The organism is Streptomyces sp. HUAS MS02 (assembly GCF_055702265.1).
In genome coordinates, this window is record NZ_CM146747.1 from 8,450,434 (window position 1) to 8,466,376 (window position 15,943).

The following is a 15,943-nucleotide window of genomic DNA, read 5'->3' on the forward strand; positions in this document are numbered from 1 at the left end:
GGGTGAACGCATGACGGCGGTCCGGCCAACTCCCCGCACAGACCTGCTCATCGGCCCCTTCCGGCTCGCATACTCGCTGGGTCCGCAACCGGCCCACCCGGGAGGCAGAGCATGGACCTCACCACCCGCCGCAGAGCCCTCACCACCCTCGGCGCCGCCCTCACCGGCGCCGTCGCCCTGCCCGCCGCGAGCGCGTCGGCCGGCGAACAGAAGCACCGGCCGCGCCCGTTGTGGCGGGCCCACGCGCACAACGACTACGAGCACCCGCGGCCCCTCCTCGACGCCCTCGACCATCGCTTCGGCAGCGTCGAGGCCGACATCTTCCTCGTCGGCGACCAGCTCCTCGTCGCCCACGATCCCGCCGACCTCGACCCCGCCCGCACCCTCGAAGCCCTCTACCTGGAGCCGCTCGCCGCACGGGTGCGTGCCAACCGGGGCTCGGTCTACCGGGGGTACCGCAGGCCGCTGCACCTGCTCATCGACATCAAGACCGAGGGCTCGTCCACGTACCTCGAACTCGACCGCCGTCTGCGGCGCCACCGGCACCTGTTCACCACGTACGCCCACGGTCGGGTCCGTCAGGGCGCGGTCACGGCCGTGATCTCCGGGGACCGGGCCGCCCGGGTGCCCATGGAGACGCAGACGGTGCGGCGCGCCTTCTACGACGGGCGGCTCGCCGACCTCGTGTCCACGACGCCCGCGCCCGCCTCCTTCATCCCGCTGATCTCCGACAACTGGCTGCTCAACTTCACCTGGCAGGGCGTGGGTCCGTTCCCGGGAGCCGAGCGCGAAGGGCTCCGGCAGATCGTCTCGACGGCGCACGGGCGCGGGCAGCGGGTGAGGTTCTGGGCGACGCCCGACGTGGCGGGGCCGGCGAGGGACGCGCTGTGGGGCGAACTGCTCGCGGCCGGCGTCGACCTCATCAACACGGACGATCTCGCGGGCCTCGAAGCGTTCCTGGACGCCCGCCAGGCGGCGTAGGCGCGACGAGCCGCGACAAACGCCGACGCGGTCGACACCACTCGTTCGGCGGACGGCTCCGCCGCACGGGCGAACCCTCCGCTGCGCCACACTTGCGGCCGAATGCCGCGAAATGGGCGTGGCGGAGGAGGTTGACGATGGCCGTTTCCATCTCGGTGGTGGTGTTGCTCGCGATCCTGACGGTGGTCTTCATGCGCAACGGCGCGCTGAAGTTCTCGCACGCCGCGGTCTGCGTGCTGCTGGGGTTCTCCATGGCGAGCACGAGTCTGGCGCCGACGATCCACGACGGCCTCACGGCCACGGCGGACATCGTGAGCGGCGTGAAGCCGTGAGGCTCACGCCTTGGTGAACACGCCGATGCCGTTCGGGACGGCCCGCTCGGCGCCGTCGCTGGGGTGGTTGCGGACGGTGACCGTCGTCGTTCCCGGGGCGCGGGCCACGAGCGTGGAGGAACCGCCGCCGTCCAGGCTGAACGCGTCGACCGCGCCCAACCCCCGCATCGTGTCGGCGACTTCCGCGATGGTCAGCCCGGTGCGGTAGGCCGGCGCACCGTCCAGGGAGAGCAGCAGCAGGCGGCGGCCCCCGTCGGCGACGCCCGCGGCCGTGCGGACCGCCGAGGTCGTGGCGTCGAGGCCGGGCAGCGGCAGGCCGCCCCGCAGGACCGGGTAACCGCCGAGCGCGAAGGCGTACGGCGTGCCCGTCGAGGAGACGAGGAGGTGCCGTACGTCCACCGCGTCACCGGGCGCGAGCTTGCGCAGCTGCTGCGCGCCCGCCTCGCGTCCGACCAGGACGGTCGCGCCGACGGCGATCGCCCCGCTGCCGGGGGTGCCCGCCGTACCGACCACGCGGCCGTCCTCCACCAGCACCTCGTGCGTGTCGGTGCTGCACGGCGCGGCCCGGTCGGTGTCGGTGCCGCAGACCGCGCGCATCCGGGAGACGCTGCCCCAGTCCGAAGTGAACGCGCCCACGGAGCCGACCGGCAGGGCGTACTGGTTGAGGCCGCGCAGCGGGAGATCGCCCTCGGCGGTGGTGACGGAACCGTCGAGGGCGATGCTGTCGAGGCGGGCCGTACCGTCGGCGGTGACGCCCAGCACGTCCGTGGTGCCGGTGCCCGGCGGCAGGGCCGGACCGAAGCGCTGCCCCTTCGGCACGGCGGCCTTGAGCGCGTGCCCGGCGGCGATCGCGGGGCCGACCGGCGCCCCGGTGGCCGCCACACCGGGGTGCTGGGTCTCGGTGATGTTGAAGAAGTCGCCGTTGACCCCGGCCACGGCGCCCGCCGCGGTGGCGAGTCGGGACACCGTCGCGCGCGAGGCCACCTTCCCCGGGTACAGCAGCCCGACGCCCACCCGGGGATTGCTCAGGTCGACCGTCAGCACATGGGCGTGCGTCAGGCCCTTGGCCGCCCGGATGTCGAACTGGCTGTACTCCACGCCCGGTGCCACGGCGACGGCCCTGGGCGCGCCACTGGCCGGTGCCGCCCCCACGAGGGCCGCCCCGGCCAGTACGCTCCACGCCGAGAGAACCGTCAGTACCGTTCTGAACCGTCGAGCACGACGTGTCACGGTGCCCCCTGATGTCTCGTCAAATGTCCCAGGACTCAGGGGAAGTGCACCAGACGACTACCGGCCGGGCGGGGGCTCTGCCTCGACGACGCGGGAACGGATGAGAAAACGCACCCCTTCGGGTGCCTCCAGGGAGAACCCGCTGCCCCGCCCCGGCACGACGTCCACGATGAGCCGGGTGTGACTCCACACCTCGTACTGGCCGCGGGACATCCAGAACCCCACCGCCTCGTCGACCCCGTCGACGGTCAGCTCCGCGAGGAGGACGTCCGAGTTCCCCGTACGGAACTCGCCGTCGGGGTAGCACATGGGGGCGCTGCCGTCGCAGCAGCCGCCCGACTGGTGGAACATCAACGGGCCGTGGGCCACCCGCAGTCGCCGGACGAGCTCGGCGGCCGCGGGGGTCAGTTCTACGCGCGGGACGACATCCATGCGCGCAGTGAACGCCTCGCCAGGTTGCGAGGACGTTGCGTGTCCCTCAGCTCATTGAGGCCCGTGAGGCCCGTGAGCCGCCGGCTGCCGTCGATCGGTGTGAATTCCGGTCGGAGGAACGGAACTTCCGACCGGAGGCGACAATGGCCGAGAATCGACCCTCGGGCCGGGAATGGAACGGTGCAATCCACTCGGGTCGCGGTCGCGGCGGCCGTTGACACGTGTGTGCAGGTCAGGGTGGGGCTGTCACAGCAATACATCGATTTCGATGTTCACTTGACTACCGGGCGTCACACGCGATTGGCTCCGCCCAGCGAAAGTCGGCCAGTCATCGCACGTCATCGCGGTGATGGCGGCGACTCAGCTCTCCCCAGACGTCCCACCCCGGTCGCACAGCGAGGTGCCGCGCCCCCATGAACCCACCCTCCGCGCCCCACAGAATCCGCACGGCGTTCCGTGCCACGGCGCTCACCGCGGCCGTCTGTCTGACCGTCGCCGGCTGCTCGGTGTTCGGCGGCTCACAGGCGGATTCGGACACGGGCGCGTCGGGACCCTCGGGCGGGATGAAGATCGCGCTGATCACGCACAGCGCCGAGGGGGACGCCTTCTGGGACCTGGTCCGCAAGGGCGCGGAGGTCGCGGCGGCGAAGGACGGTGTCGAGCTGACCTTCGTCAGCGACCCCGACCCCGCCGGCCAGGCGAAGCTGGTGCGGGACGCGATCGCCGACAAGGTCGACGGCATCGCGGTGACCCTCGCCAAGCCGGCGGCGATGCGCGGCGCGGTCGCCGAGGCCCGCGCCGCCGGGATACCCGTGGTGGGCCTCAACTCCGGTATCGACGCCTGGCAGGCCCATGGGCTGCTGGCCTTCTACGGCCAGGACGAGAGTGTCGCCGGCCGGGCCCTCGGCGACGAACTCGACGCCCGCGCCGCCAAGCACGCGCTGTGCGTCATCCACGAGCGTGGCAACGTCGCCATGGAAGCCCGCTGCGCCGGTGTGCGCAAGACCTTCGCCGGGCAGAGCGAGAACCTCTATGTCGACGGCACCGACATGGACTCGGTGACCGACTCCATCGCCGCGAGGCTTCGCCAGGACCGCACCATCGACGAGGTCGTGACCCTCGGCGCCCAGTTCGCGCTCGCCGCCGTGGACTCCGTGGACGACGCCGGCAGCAAGGCCCAGGTCGCCACCTTCGACCTCAACAAGGACCTGGTCGAGGCGGTCAAGGACGGTGACGTCCAGTTCGCGGTGGACCAGCAGCCCTACCTCCAGGGCTATCTCGCCGTCGACGGCCTCTGGCTCCACCGGACCAACGGCAACGTCAGTGGCGGCGGAGTCGAGCCCGTCCTCACCGGACCGGCGTTCGTCACCAAGAAGAACATCGCCGGCATCGCCGAGTTCGCGGCGAACGGCACCCGTTGACACCGGCAAACGGAACCTTCCGTTCGGACATGACCGACGCCCCGAAACCAAGCATCCGGAACGGTCGTGTAACGGCGACCCCAAACTTACGGCCACCCCTGCGACGTGCGTTCACTTGTGCGGATAACATCCTCCGCATCCCCAGTGCGCCGTACTGACAGGTGTCGACCCACCACCCGCGGACCCCTGTCGCCCTCGCTTCCGATCCCTTCCGCTCCCCGCCAACCGCCCAAGGACGACGATGCCCCCACGGACCGGCGCCCGGCGCCGTCTCGGCTCCATACGTCTCTCGCTGATCCTCCTGGCTCTGATCCCCAGCGTCACGCTGGCCGTGAGCTGGGGTGTGACGACGACCCAGATGTTCTCGGAGGGCCTGCGGCTGCGGACGCAGACCGGACTGAGCAAGTCGACCGGCGCGATGGGCACCGACGCGACCCTCGCCCTGCAACGCGAGCGCGTCCTGTCGGCCGCCTACATGGGGGCCCCGGGCAGCTCCAGGGACGCCTTGGAACAGCAACGCCGGGAGACCGACCGGGCGGTCGCCAGACTCGACCGTCGCGCCGGCGAGATCGAGGACGCCCCCGCCCGCATCGGCGATCAGCTGTACGCGGTCATGGGCGCGTCGAACAGCCTGGAGTACTACCGCGACCAGGTGGACAACCCCACCGACATCACGCCCGAGCAGATCCTGGACCACTACAGCTCGATCATCGACGGCCAGATCCACGCCTTCCAGGCGCTCTCCCAGGTCGACGACGGAGACCTCACCTCGCAGGCCGGTCCGCTCGTCACCCTGGCGCAGGCCGCGGAACTGGTCTCCCAGGAGGACGCGATCCTCACCCTCAACTGGTCCTCGGGCCGGTTCGACGAGCCGACCCGGGAGCGCTTCGCCCAGGTGGTCAGCGCCCGCCGCTGGCTCGTCGACAACCAGCTCGTCCCCTCGCTGGACGGTGAGGTGAAGAGCTATGTCGAGCGGATCGTCCAGGGCCCGGACTGGCAGCGGCTCCAAGCCGTGGAGGACCAGGTCCTCGCGGCCCGCACCACGGGCACCGGTGGCGCGCGGAAGACCGTACTGCCGGACGCCAAGGCCGGCTGGAACGCCTCGATGGCGAAACTCTCCGTCCAGTACGAGGAGTTGATCCGCAGCCAGACACAGGCACTGCTGGACCGCAGTGGCGAGGAGGCGCGCGGGCTGCTGATCACGGCCGGTTCACTGAGCGCCGGCGGGCTGGGCGCGCTGCTGCTGTGCGTCGTGATGTCCTGGCGCATCACCCGTTCCCTGTCCCGGCGGCTGACCGGCCTGCGCACGGCCACCCTCAGCCTCGCCGAGCACCGGCTGCCCGACGTCGTCGCCCGCCTCGACCGCGGCGAGAAGGTCGACGTGGACGAGGCCGCCGCGCCCCTCGACTACGGCACCGACGAACTCGGCCAGGTCGCCAAGGCGTTCAACGCCGCCCAGCGCACCGCCGTGCACACCGCCGTGGAACTCGCCGACACCCGGCGCGGTTTCCAGCGCGTCATCCTCGGCATCGCCCGGCAGAGCCAGAACCTGGTCAACCTCCAGCTCTCCAAGCTCGACAAGCTGGAGCGCCAGCACCAGGACCCGGAGATCCTCAAGGGCCTGTACGAACTGGACTCCACCGCGAGCCAGTTGCGCCGCTACGAGGAGAACCTGGTCATCATCAGCGGCGAGCGCCCCGGCCGCAGCTGGACCGAACCGGTCGCGCTGATCGACATCCTGCGCAGCGCCGTCGGCGAGGTCGCCCAGTACCAGCGGGTGGAGGTGCACACCGACGACGAGGTGTGGATCGCCCCGCCCGCCGTGGCCGACGTCATCCACCTCCTCGCCGAACTCATCGACAACGCCACCTCCTACTCGCCCGCGCCCAGCCCGGTCGGCGTCCGCGCCGCGGTCGTCGCCAAGGGCCTCGCGCTCGAAGTGGAGGACCGGGGGCTCGGCATGTCCGAGGAGGACTACGCCGCGTTCAACGCCCAGCTGGCGGTGCCCCCGCAGTTCGACGTGGTCGCCCTCGCCGACGACCTCCGGCTCGGCATGTTCGTCATCGCCCGGCTCGCCAACCGGCACGGCATCACCGTCACCCTGCGCGCCTCGCCGTACGGCGGCACCACCGCGATCGTGCTGATCCCGGACGAGATCGTGGTGCGCGAGGCCCCGGCCCCCGACGAGGACGGCACCGACCCGGTCGAACCGCCGTCCCGTACCTCGCTGGCGGCGGCCCGGGTCGCCGCCGCCACGGCGGAGCCCCGTCCCGAAGCGGTACGGCAGGACACGGACCGTACGCCGGAGGATCGATCCGCCACGCACGCGCGGGCCGGCGACACCCCCGAGGAGGCGAACGGGACACGGCCGGCCCCCACGGGCAAGCCCCGGGCCGGAAAGAAGAGCGGCCTGATGCCGTTGCCCCGCCGGATACCGCAGACCAGTCTGGCGGCGGAGCTGAAGGAGGAGGCGGGGCCCTGCCCGGACGACGACGCCGACGACTTCACCGCCGAGCGGGCCGCCTCCTCGCTCGCCGGGTTCCAGCGCGGAACGCTCCAGGCACGTGACGACGAGACGGAACCGGATCTCCCAGCAGGGGAGGACATCCCATCCGAAGACCCAGGAGACCGAGTCCCCGCCACCGGCACCTGACGTCCCCACGACTTCCTCCCCGCAGACCGCTCATTGAAGGACACACAGATGACACGCCCCATCCCCGCCACCCACAGCCAGCTCGACCAGCTGCTCACCGGACTGGTGGACCGGGTCGCCGAGGTCGACCACGCCGTCGTGCTCTCCGAGGACGGACTGGTCGTCAGCAAGTCCACCGCGTTCCTGCGCGACGACGCCGAACGGCTGGCGGCGACCGCGTCCGGCCTGATGAGCCTCAGCAAGGGCGTCAGCATGGACTTCCGCGGCGGCCCCGTCCGCCAGTTGCTCATCGAGATGGGCAACGCCTTCCTGATCCTCACCAACGCCGGACCCGGCGCCAACCTCGCCGTGCTGACCCGGCAGGGCGCCGACGTCGGCGTGGTCGCGTACCAGATGAACATGCTGGTGAAGAAGATCGGCGAGCACCTCAGCGCGGCTCCGCGCGCCGGTGTCGTCGCGGCCGACAGCGGCGAGTGAGGTGAACGGAGGCGACGCGGCGGGCCGGCTGGTTCGCCCGTTCACCCTGACGGGCGGCCGGACCCGGCCCGCCCGCGGCGACTTCACCCTCATCACCATGGTGACGGCCGTGGACCCGCAGCCGGCCGGGGGCACCCGGCCGCAGCCGGAGCACACGCGGATCGTCAAGCTGTGCGCGAAGCCGATCGTGGTGGCGGAGCTGGCCAGCAAGCTCGACCTCCCGGTCAGTGTGGTCGCCATCATGCTCTGCGACCTGCTGGAGGCGGGCCGGATCAGTGTCCGCCAGCCACGGCTGATCGCCCGCGCCCCCGACCTGGACCTGCTGAAGAAAGTGAGGGACGGCCTTGGCCGGCTCTGACCCCACCGCACAGGGCACCGCGGCACCCGACACGGTGAAGATCCTCATCGCCGGAGGCTTCGGCGTCGGAAAGACGACCATGGTCGGGTCGGTCAGCGAGATCGTCCCGCTGCGCACCGAGGAACCCCTCACCACCGCCGGGCTCGGGGTCGACGACCTCGACGGCATCCCCGAGAAGAACGCCACCACGGTGGCCCTCGACTTCGGCCGGATCAGCATCGGCCAGGACCTGGTGCTCTATCTCTTCGGCACGCCCGGACAGCAGCGGTTCTGGTTCATGTGGAACGACCTCGCGATCGGTGCCCTCGGTGCGGTCGTCCTCATCGACGTACGCCGCCCCGAGTCCAGTTTCGCCGCGATCGACTTCTTCGAACGCCGCAAGATCCCCTTCGTCGTCGGCGTCAACGGCTTCTACGGCGAGCACCCCTACGAGCCCGACGACATCCGCGAGTCCCTGGCCCTGCCCGAGAACACCCCGGTCCTCCTCTTCGACGCCCGCGAACGCGCCTCGTCCCGCGACGTCCTGATAGCCCTCCTGGACCGACTGATCGCGGCGTCGGCCCGCTGACGCCCCGGACGGGCCACGGAGGAGCGCGGGAGCGCCCCTGGGGCGCCCTAGGGACGGACCTCCTCGCGCACCATCCCGGCCACGTGCTCGGTGATGGTGTCGAGGATGTCCGTCCACGCCGCGTCGTCGCCCAGGACCAGGAAGTTCAGGGTGAGGCCGTCGGTCATGGCGGCGAGGTAGCGGGCCAGAACCGGGACGGGAACCGACAGTTCGAATCGCATGGACAGCCGCAGCTGCTCGATGAGGTCGGCGTAGGTGTCCTGGTACATCTCGTACTGCCGCCGGGCCAGGTGTTCGAAACCCGGCTCGCGCAGGGCGTACTGGGTGAGCTCGTAGGTCAGCATGTGCTCGCCCGGGTGGGCGGAGACATGGTCCCAGTAGGCCTGGAAACCGGCCCGCACGGTCTCCTTGAGGGTGTCCCGGGGCCGGATCGCCTCCCGGACGAGGGTGACGTAGTGCCCGGTGATGGTGGTGATCACGGACTCGATCAGTTCCTGCTTCGACTCGAAGCAGTAGTGGAAGACGCTCAGTGACACGCCCGCCTCGGCCGCGATGGACCGGGTCGTCGTCCTGGGGACGCCGTCCCGGGTCATCGCGCGGATCGCGGCCTCGGTGAGCTGTCTGCGCCGCTCGGCCGACGGCAGGCGTGCCATGCGCGTTCCTCATTTCCCCCGTGGTGCGCGATCAGCCGCTGTAGACGCCTACCTCGTAGAGGGAGTAGCCCCAGTCGGTGCCGCGGTCGGTCCCCAGCATTCGAACATATCTGGCCGGCACGGCGGTGAACCCGGCCGTGTCCAGACCACCGTCGCCGGAGGTCGTGGACCATACGGTCTTCCAGGTCGAGCCGTCGGTGGAGACGTCGATCCGGTACGCCTTGCCGTAGGCCCGCTCCCAGTCCAGCGTGACCTTCTTGATCACGCGCGAGGAGCCGAGGTCGAGCTGCAGCCACTGGCTGTCGCTCCAGTCGCTCGCCCAGCGGGTGGAGCCGTCGCCGTCCACCGCCCGGCCGGGCTGGTAGCTGGTGAAGGGGTTCGACTCGGACGAACTGGCCGTCGCCGACGCACCCTTGGCGAGGTTCACGCCCGCCTGGTGGGCCTCGGAGGCACCCCAGGTGCCGAGGTAGGACTCGGCGCCCTTGAAGAGATCGTCCACCACGCCCTGGCTGCCGACCAGCCGGATGTCCTCGATCCAGTCGGGGACCATGCCCACATGGGCGGCACCGTCGGTGTTGTAGTTCCAGGTGCGCTGACCCGTGGTCTGCCTGTCGATCGTCGAACCGCCGTCGACGCTCTTGAAGGGGTACGTCACCGGGTTGGAGGTGTTCGCGCCGCGCGGGGCGGGGTGGTCACCGATGCCGTTGAAGTCCGTACCGAAGCCGTAGCCCACGTCGTACTTGGCCCGCAGCGCGTCGGTGCGCTTCGCCTCCTCGCTGAACTCCGCCGACCCGTGCATGTACTGGGCGACGAAACCGCCGAGGGAGTAGACCCGCTCCGTCCAGTTGAGGTCCATCCAGCTGTGCGAGGACAGCACGCCCGGGTAGGACGCGGCCTCGAACATGTCCAGCACCTGGCCGGTGGCCTTGACGCTCATGTGGTCGATCTCGAGCATCATCTTGCGCTTCATCATGCCCTGCACGGCGTACTCACCGAGATCGGTCAGCCCCCGTACGTTGCACTGCGCGTTCTCGTCGTACTCCGGCACCTCGGTGCCCGCCGGCAGGTCCTCCTCGGCCTCCGTCGAAGCCCCGCCGATCGGGTTGTCCTTCTGCGGGCCCTTGCACTTCTCCGTCTGCCAGAACGTGCCGGTCGACAGGAACTGCCCGACGTTGATGGCCGTACCGAGCCCGTGCTCGTCGAAGCGGACGCCGCACAGCGCGTTGTCGAACTTGTGGCACAGGAACATGCTGCGCACACCCAGGTCGTACAGCTCGTCGAGGCCCTCGTCGATGTCCTCCTTGCTGCACTGGGGGATGTCGAGGATCTGCTTGCAGCCGAACGGCTCGGAGGTCTCCACGCCCAGGACGACGGCGAGTTTGCCCTGCTTGATCACCTCACGGGCCTGCGCGCTGTCGGTGACGATCCGGAACCAGCCCTTGCCGGTGCCGCCGTACTGCGCGTCGATGTACGCCTGGAGGTCGTACGTCAGCTTCGCCTGGAGCCGGATCGAGGTCATCTCGTCGCAGCTGCGGTCCTTGAACGGGTAGACCGAGCAGATCATCCCGTTGGTGACCAGGTCGTTGACCAGCACCCGCTGACCGCCGCGCCAGGCGCGCTCGATCCAGGCGTAGTAGTTGGCCTGGTGGGTCATCGAGTCGTACGCCGGCCAGTCCTTGAACGTCGGGTAGCCGACCGGGTCGTGCCTGCCGTCGCCGCCGTGGGTGATGTAGTCGAAGATCGCGAGGGAGCCGTCCGGGTAGTGCTCGGGACAGTCCTTCAGCGCGTCCGCGATGCCGGACGTCGAGAACACCTTGCCGCAGATGAGCCGGCCGCCGAACGCCTCGTTGGAGAACAGGTGGTTGTGCGCGTCGACGAACCCGCGCACGTCACCCGCCGCGTCGGTGCCCTTGAACGGCTCGCCCGTGACGTTGATCTGGGAGTCGGGCGACGGCCGCGAGGTGGGCAGCCACCATTCGCCGGTGGCGGCCGAACTCGACGACGGGCTGAGCAGCATGCCCATCGTGGTCAGGAACAGCGCCAGCACCATGAGGGGTCTGCGGCTGCGATGGGCGCGTGGAGTCCTGGTCATACTCACGTCCTCGGTCGGGGGTGCGCGGTCGATCGGCCAGACCGTTTCCGGGACATGGTGAACACCCACGACGCCTCAGGCCTGCCCGGGCGCGTTTGTCATGGCTGGCACAAGCGATGTGACGAGAATCGCCACTGTGGTGATCCGAGTCAATAGTCCGGGACGGTTGACCTGGAGGCGCCCTCGATCCCACGACGGGGTGACGCTTCGTCGAATTCCGGTACGGGGGTGGGGGGTTCGCGTGGCCCAGTCACGCCATACGTGCCGATCCCGCAGAGGGCGACACGCCCTCCCGGGACCTTCGGGCAGCGTTTCGGTCTTGACGCCCCCACGGTTCTCGACAGCCGCCGACAGCGGCTCTCTGTAGGGAGGTTGAAGGGTAATCAGGTGCTGCCTGGCGTCTCGGAGGGCCTTGCCGGCTTCTTTCGTCTCCGCCACCCGGTTCAGGTCCGCCGCTCGGCGACACCAGCCGCGCTGTTCGTCGACCGACGCGGCCACGGCACCCTCGTCGAGGGCGAGTTCGGCCGTGCGGCCAGCCTCGGATCGAGTCGGGCCTGGTGGAACTGGCCCGCCTCGTGCGGGCGGTCCACGCGCCGGCCGACGCGTGGGTGAGCGAGGGCCGGTTCCGGCCTTGGGATTGATAGGCGTCGTTGATCGTGTAGTCGGAGTTCGGCTGCCCGCTGTCGTGGACGGGGAGCGAGCGTCATGGGCTGTGGTCGCGTCCGTCCCGTGGGGCGAAGGCTGTGAGGGCGTCGGCGTCGGTCGCGCGAGCGTGCAGGAAGTAGTCAGCCCATTCGGTGATGTCGGGGTAGGACGAGTCCTGGCCGAGCTGGGTGGCTGCGGCCTGGAGGTCGAAGTGCGTGGTGCGCAGTTCGACGCCCGGGCCCAGCAGGGCCCAGTGTGCTCCCGTTCGTCCGTAGGGCATGCCGATGCTGCCGGGGTTGATCACGAGCCGGCCGTGGGCGAGGCGGACGAACGGCATGTGGGTGTGGCCGCAGACCACAGTACGAATGTCGGCATCGAGTCCGTTGAAGACTTCCTGCCAACGGTCGAGACGGGAGTCGACCAGGACGACCTCCTCGTCGTCGCGAGGGGTGGCATGGCAGAACAGCACCTTCCCCAGGCCGTTCACGGACAGGGAGAGCGATCGTGGAAGCGAGCCGAGAAGGTCGAGATGGTCCTCGCGGAGCTGTTCGGCTGCCCAGGGAGCGATCGGATCGGGGATCGTGTCGCGCTGCCCCCGGCGGTATTCGAGGAGTTCGCGGTCGGCGTTGCCACTGATCCAGATGACGCGGTCGCCGAGGCTGGTCAGCAGGTCGAGGACCTGGGCCGGTTGCGGGCCGGCGGTGATGTCGCCGGTGAGCACGATGTGATCGGCAGCGCTGACGTCTGGTTCGGCGAGTACTGCCTCCAGGGCCGGCAGAACTCCGTGAATGTCGGACAGGACGGCTACTCGGTTCAGCATGGTCACCACTGTGAGGCGAAGGCAGCCGAGTGGTGTGATCTTTCGCCGGGCGCGTGGTTCGAGGGGGCCGGTCAGCGTGTGTGGTCGCCGGGTGCGTAGTTCTTCCAGGGGCTCCGGCCTCGGTGGCGATGCGGGTGGTGCTCTTGTCGTGGTGGCCCAGCGCCTGGGCGATGACGGGCGCCGGGGCCTGGAGAACGAGCTGGCGGATGGCCGAGGTGCGGCCTGTCTCGGCCGAGACGCCGAGTTGCGCTGGGCCGAACGGTTCGCCGGGCCCGTCGCGCAATTGGCCGACCTGCTCGCCAGCTTCCCCTCCTCGACGATCGCCACGACCCGCACCGAGATCACCGCCGAGCAGCGCGCCCTGGTCGAGCGGTTCCTGACCCTAGGACTCGACCTGACGTGATCCTCCCGGACACCGATGGCCACCGACCGCGACGCCGAACGCGACGGCATCACCGCAGCGATCCAGCGGCTGCCCGCATTCCAGCATCTGCACGCCCGCGCAGCAGACGCCGAAGCCGTCGCCCGCGCACTGCGGGAGGCCAACGGCCGGCTCCGCGAGCGCGTCGCCGTCTGTGCCCAGGTCATCCACGAACTCCGCACCGAGCTGGACCGGCGCACCGACAACAGCACCCAGCCCAGCCCCGTCCGGAGCCTCCCCACCACCATCACCTGACGCGCGAGGCGGTCGCGGCGCTGACCCTTTCCAAGCCTGGTACGTGTCACAAGAACTGCGATGCGTGTCCGGGATGGGGAACTCTGTTGACCGCATCGGCCGGTCGAGTGCTACCGGCCCGGCCGCTCGGGCTCCATCCGGAAGCAGACGAAGCGGGTCTTGGCGGCGGCTGTGCGCAGCTCGTCGTCGGTGGGTTGACGGTCGCCTGGGAGGCCGAGCATCAGTCCCTTGGCGGCCTTGGGTCCTTTGCGCCGGCCGAACTCACCCAGCAGGGCGGCGACTTTCTCAGGGTCCTCGACGACCGTCGGGACGGCGCCGTGGTCCTGGCCCCGGATGCGCAGCCGGACGGCGGACCCTTCGCGCATGCTGGGTATCCAGCCGAGCTGGGAGGACATGGCGAGCACCGTGCCGGGATCCCAGTCGAAGTAGCCGATGGGGACCGTGAATTCGCGGCCCGTTCTGTGCCCCTTGTACGTGAGCAGCATCAGGCGCCCGCTCAGTGGCTTGTGGAAGCGGGAGGCGAGCAGCGGCCGTACGACCTTGTTGGCGGCTCGGAAGATCTTCACCATGGGTGGCCTGGCCGTGTTCGCCGCGGGTGTGCCGGAGGTGCTCACCGGATGCCGCCGGGGGCGGTGTGGACGATCTCGGCCTGGTCGCGCTTGGTGTAGGCGTCCCAGTAGTGCTCGGCGATGGTCTCGGGCTCGGTGCCGGGGCCGCTGCCGATGAACACGCCGATCGCCACGTGTGCGGTGTGCACTCCGTGCTCGGCGAGGTCGATGCCCAGGGCCATGGCGTAGTTGCGCAGGGCGGCCGCCGCGACGCCGATGCTGCCGAACGCGCCGCCGCTCGGCCGGACCGACGAGGCGCCGGTGGAGAACAGCAGGGTGCCGCTGCCGCGTTCGAGCATGGCGGGCAGCACCTGACGGACCGCGGCGACCGCTCCGTACAGGTAGTAGTCGAGCTGCTTGTGGAGGTCCTGCGCCGTGGCGTCGACGGCGGCGGCGCCGGCGAACGTGGGGTCGGCGGGTGAGTACTCCAGTACGTCGACGGCCCCGAACCGGTCGGCGACCGCGGCGAGCGCCGACTGCAGCGAGTCGGGACGTGTCACGTCCGCGGCGAAGCCTGCGGCCTCGATGCCCTCCTCGGCGAGCTGTGCGGCGAGCGCGTCGAGCTTGTCCTGGGTCCGGGAGACCAGGGCGACCTGGAAACCCTCCTTTCCGAAGCGGCGGGCGATGGACAGGCCCAGGCCGGGGCCTGCTCCGATGACGGCGATGACGGGCATGGGTGGTGCTCCTGTGGTCGGACGGGCTGGACGGATGAGGGGCACCTCCCGCCCCGACAGCGGTCGGGACTGAAAGTCGAGGGCATCCTCATTTTTTGGATCGTAGCAGAGAATATGAGGCATCCCTCCGGTTGCTAGACTGAGTGGCATGGCCATCGACCGTCCGTCCGCCTCCGCCGGGAACCCGGCCCCTGTCCGCCCCCTGCGGCGCGACGCGCAGCGCAATCGCGAGGCCCTGCTCACCGCGGCCCGCTCCTGCTTCGCCGAGCAGGGCCTGGAGGCACCCCTGGAGCAGGTGGCCAAGCGGGCCGGGCTGGCCATCGGCACGCTCTACCGGCACTTCCCCACCCGGCTGGACCTGGTGCAGGCGGCCTTCGCCGAGAAGCTGGCCCTCTGGCGGGAGGCCGCCGAGAAGGCCGTCACCATGGACGACGCCTGGGCGGGGCTGTGCCATTTTCTGGAGACCATGTGCGAACTCCAGTCACAGGACCGGGGGTTCAACGACCTGGCCTCCATGCGGTTGCCGGAGAGCGCCTGCCTGGCGGGCGCCCAGACCCGCATCCGTGAACTCGGTGTACACATCGTCGAGCGTGCGCAGGAGCAGGGCAGCCTGCGCCCCGACCTCACCCCCGAGGACCTTGCCTTCGTCATCTGGTCGCACAGCCGCGTCACCGAGGCCACCCACGCCATCGCCCCGGACGCCTGGCGCCGCCACCTTTACCTTCTGCTCGACGGCTTCCGAACCGACCGCGCCCACCCGCTGCCGGCGCCGCCGCTCACCGAGGAGCAGCTGTACCGCGCCATGATCAGCCTCGGCGGGAACGGGGCCTGCGGCGCCTGACCGTCGGGACGCGTCGTTTGTCTGGCTCTAAGGGGTCCATTGCCACGACCGCCTCGGGCAGCTCTTCGTGGTGGCGGTCGTGAACCCGGTGACCCCGTCCATCGCGACCACGTCCACGCGGTCGCGCCAGGTTTCTTCTGAAGCTTCCCCTTGATCATGGACACCTGGAGACTGGGACCTGAGGTTCCGGAGGAAGTAGCACCAGGTGGGAAACAAAGGGCCTGAACAACCGGGCCGAGAACAGCCACCAGCCCACCAGGCAACGCGAACGCGCGATGAAAGGCTTCTGCAGTACCGGCGCTGCCCAGCGGTTCCTGTCCGCGTTCAGCGGCATCTCACCCCACTTCCGGCCCCGCCGCCACCTGATGACCGCTCCCGGCTACCGAGCCGAGATGGCCATCCGCTTCGCGATCCGGGACCAGGTGGCCGGCCGGCCCGCAGCGGCCTGAGCAACAGGCCCGGAGGCCGGCTGAACCATGCCT

17 protein-coding genes and 2 pseudogenes are annotated in these 15,943 nt (G+C 70.2%); 11 read left to right on the plus strand and 8 right to left on the minus strand.

Translation table 11 applies throughout. The features are described from left to right. The first annotated feature begins 111 nt into the window (after positions 1-111). A complete protein-coding gene (locus tag ACZ9QC_RS36560) occupies positions 112-981 on the plus strand; it encodes a phosphatidylinositol-specific phospholipase C/glycerophosphodiester phosphodiesterase family protein (protein ID WP_472916997.1) in 870 nt (289 codons plus the stop codon). Positions 982-1,118: 137 nt separating this feature from the next. Further along, a complete protein-coding gene (locus ACZ9QC_RS36565; RefSeq protein WP_472916998.1) occupies positions 1,119-1,313 on the plus strand; it encodes a hypothetical protein in 195 nt (64 codons plus the stop codon). Positions 1,314-1,316: 3 nt separating this feature from the next. On the opposite strand, the gene ACZ9QC_RS36570 is transcribed toward ACZ9QC_RS36565, so the two are convergent. Both ACZ9QC_RS36570 and ACZ9QC_RS36575 read right to left on the minus strand, forming a co-directional pair. After that, positions 1,317-2,543 (minus strand): phosphodiester glycosidase family protein, encoded by a 1,227-nt coding sequence (locus ACZ9QC_RS36570; protein WP_472916999.1) that lies wholly within the window; start codon positions 2,541-2,543, stop codon positions 1,317-1,319. Positions 2,544-2,600: 57 nt separating this feature from the next. Next, positions 2,601-2,975 carry a DUF779 domain-containing protein gene (locus ACZ9QC_RS36575; protein WP_472917000.1) on the minus strand — a complete coding sequence of 125 codons (375 nt, stop codon included), beginning with the start codon at positions 2,973-2,975 and terminating at the stop codon, positions 2,601-2,603. A gap of 413 nt (positions 2,976-3,388) precedes the next feature. On the opposite strand from ACZ9QC_RS36575, the gene ACZ9QC_RS36580 reads away from it, so the two are divergent. The 5 genes from ACZ9QC_RS36580 to ACZ9QC_RS36600 all read left to right on the plus strand — a co-directional run bounded on the left by ACZ9QC_RS36580 (position 3,389) and on the right by ACZ9QC_RS36600 (position 8,452). Next, complete coding sequence (locus ACZ9QC_RS36580; RefSeq protein ID WP_472917001.1) at positions 3,389-4,396, plus strand: substrate-binding domain-containing protein; 1,008 nt, start codon at positions 3,389-3,391, stop codon at positions 4,394-4,396. A gap of 241 nt (positions 4,397-4,637) precedes the next feature. Then, complete coding sequence (locus tag ACZ9QC_RS36585; RefSeq protein ID WP_472917002.1) at positions 4,638-7,049, plus strand: sensor histidine kinase; 2,412 nt, start codon at positions 4,638-4,640, stop codon at positions 7,047-7,049. A gap of 48 nt (positions 7,050-7,097) precedes the next feature. Continuing rightward, the gene (locus ACZ9QC_RS36590) at positions 7,098-7,526 is read left to right on the plus strand and encodes a roadblock/LC7 domain-containing protein (protein WP_020114533.1); all 429 of its coding nucleotides are present in this window, start codon (positions 7,098-7,100) and stop codon (positions 7,524-7,526) included. Between the two features lies 1 nt (position 7,527). After that, positions 7,528-7,884 (plus strand): DUF742 domain-containing protein, encoded by a 357-nt coding sequence (locus ACZ9QC_RS36595; RefSeq protein WP_472917003.1) that lies wholly within the window; start codon positions 7,528-7,530, stop codon positions 7,882-7,884. Next, on the plus strand, positions 7,871-8,452 hold the full coding sequence (locus ACZ9QC_RS36600) for a GTP-binding protein (RefSeq protein ID WP_472917004.1): 582 nt from the start codon (positions 7,871-7,873) through the stop codon (positions 8,450-8,452). The genes ACZ9QC_RS36595 and ACZ9QC_RS36600 overlap by 14 nt, the downstream gene beginning before the upstream one ends. 47 nt (positions 8,453-8,499) lie before the next feature. Here the strand turns inward: ACZ9QC_RS36600 and ACZ9QC_RS36605 are convergent, their stop codons facing one another. The 3 genes from ACZ9QC_RS36605 to ACZ9QC_RS36615 form a co-directional block, all read right to left on the minus strand. Next, a complete protein-coding gene (locus ACZ9QC_RS36605; protein ID WP_472917005.1) occupies positions 8,500-9,105 on the minus strand; it encodes a TetR/AcrR family transcriptional regulator in 606 nt (201 codons plus the stop codon). Between the two features lie 31 nt (positions 9,106-9,136). Beyond that, complete coding sequence (locus ACZ9QC_RS36610) at positions 9,137-11,197, minus strand: galactose-binding domain-containing protein (RefSeq protein WP_472917006.1); 2,061 nt, start codon at positions 11,195-11,197, stop codon at positions 9,137-9,139. Positions 11,198-11,900: 703 nt separating this feature from the next. After that, positions 11,901-12,662: a metallophosphoesterase family protein gene (locus tag ACZ9QC_RS36615; protein ID WP_472917007.1), complete on the minus strand. Its 762-nt coding sequence runs from the start codon at positions 12,660-12,662 to the stop codon at positions 11,901-11,903. Between the two features lie 148 nt (positions 12,663-12,810). Between ACZ9QC_RS36615 and ACZ9QC_RS36620 the strand changes: the two genes are divergently transcribed. Next, positions 12,811-13,065, plus strand: coding sequence for a hypothetical protein (locus ACZ9QC_RS36620; RefSeq protein WP_472917008.1), 255 nt, complete (start codon positions 12,811-12,813; stop codon positions 13,063-13,065). 15 nt (positions 13,066-13,080) lie between these two features. Continuing rightward, complete coding sequence (locus ACZ9QC_RS36625) at positions 13,081-13,338, plus strand: hypothetical protein (protein ID WP_472917009.1); 258 nt, start codon at positions 13,081-13,083, stop codon at positions 13,336-13,338. Positions 13,339-13,448: 110 nt separating this feature from the next. On the opposite strand, the gene ACZ9QC_RS36630 is transcribed toward ACZ9QC_RS36625, so the two are convergent. After that, positions 13,449-13,907, minus strand: a complete 459-nt coding sequence (locus ACZ9QC_RS36630; protein ID WP_472917010.1) for a PNPOx family protein — start codon at positions 13,905-13,907, stop codon at positions 13,449-13,451. A 41-nt stretch (positions 13,908-13,948) separates the two neighbouring features. Then, on the minus strand, positions 13,949-14,620 hold the full coding sequence (locus tag ACZ9QC_RS36635; protein WP_472917011.1) for an SDR family NAD(P)-dependent oxidoreductase: 672 nt from the start codon (positions 14,618-14,620) through the stop codon (positions 13,949-13,951). A gap of 148 nt (positions 14,621-14,768) precedes the next feature. Here ACZ9QC_RS36635 and ACZ9QC_RS36640 point away from each other — a divergent pair, with 148 nt between their 5' ends. Continuing rightward, entirely contained in the window at positions 14,769-15,461 is a 693-nt protein-coding gene (locus ACZ9QC_RS36640; RefSeq protein WP_472917012.1) for a TetR/AcrR family transcriptional regulator, read from the plus strand. Between the two features lie 31 nt (positions 15,462-15,492). Here the strand turns inward: ACZ9QC_RS36640 and ACZ9QC_RS36645 are convergent. After that, positions 15,493-15,599: pseudogene (locus ACZ9QC_RS36645) on the minus strand (transposase); the annotation flags it as partial. A 77-nt stretch (positions 15,600-15,676) separates the two neighbouring features. Between ACZ9QC_RS36645 and ACZ9QC_RS36650 the strand changes: the two are divergent. After that, positions 15,677-15,910: pseudogene (locus ACZ9QC_RS36650) on the plus strand (IS6 family transposase); the annotation flags it as partial. Positions 15,911-15,943 lie beyond the last annotated feature (33 nt).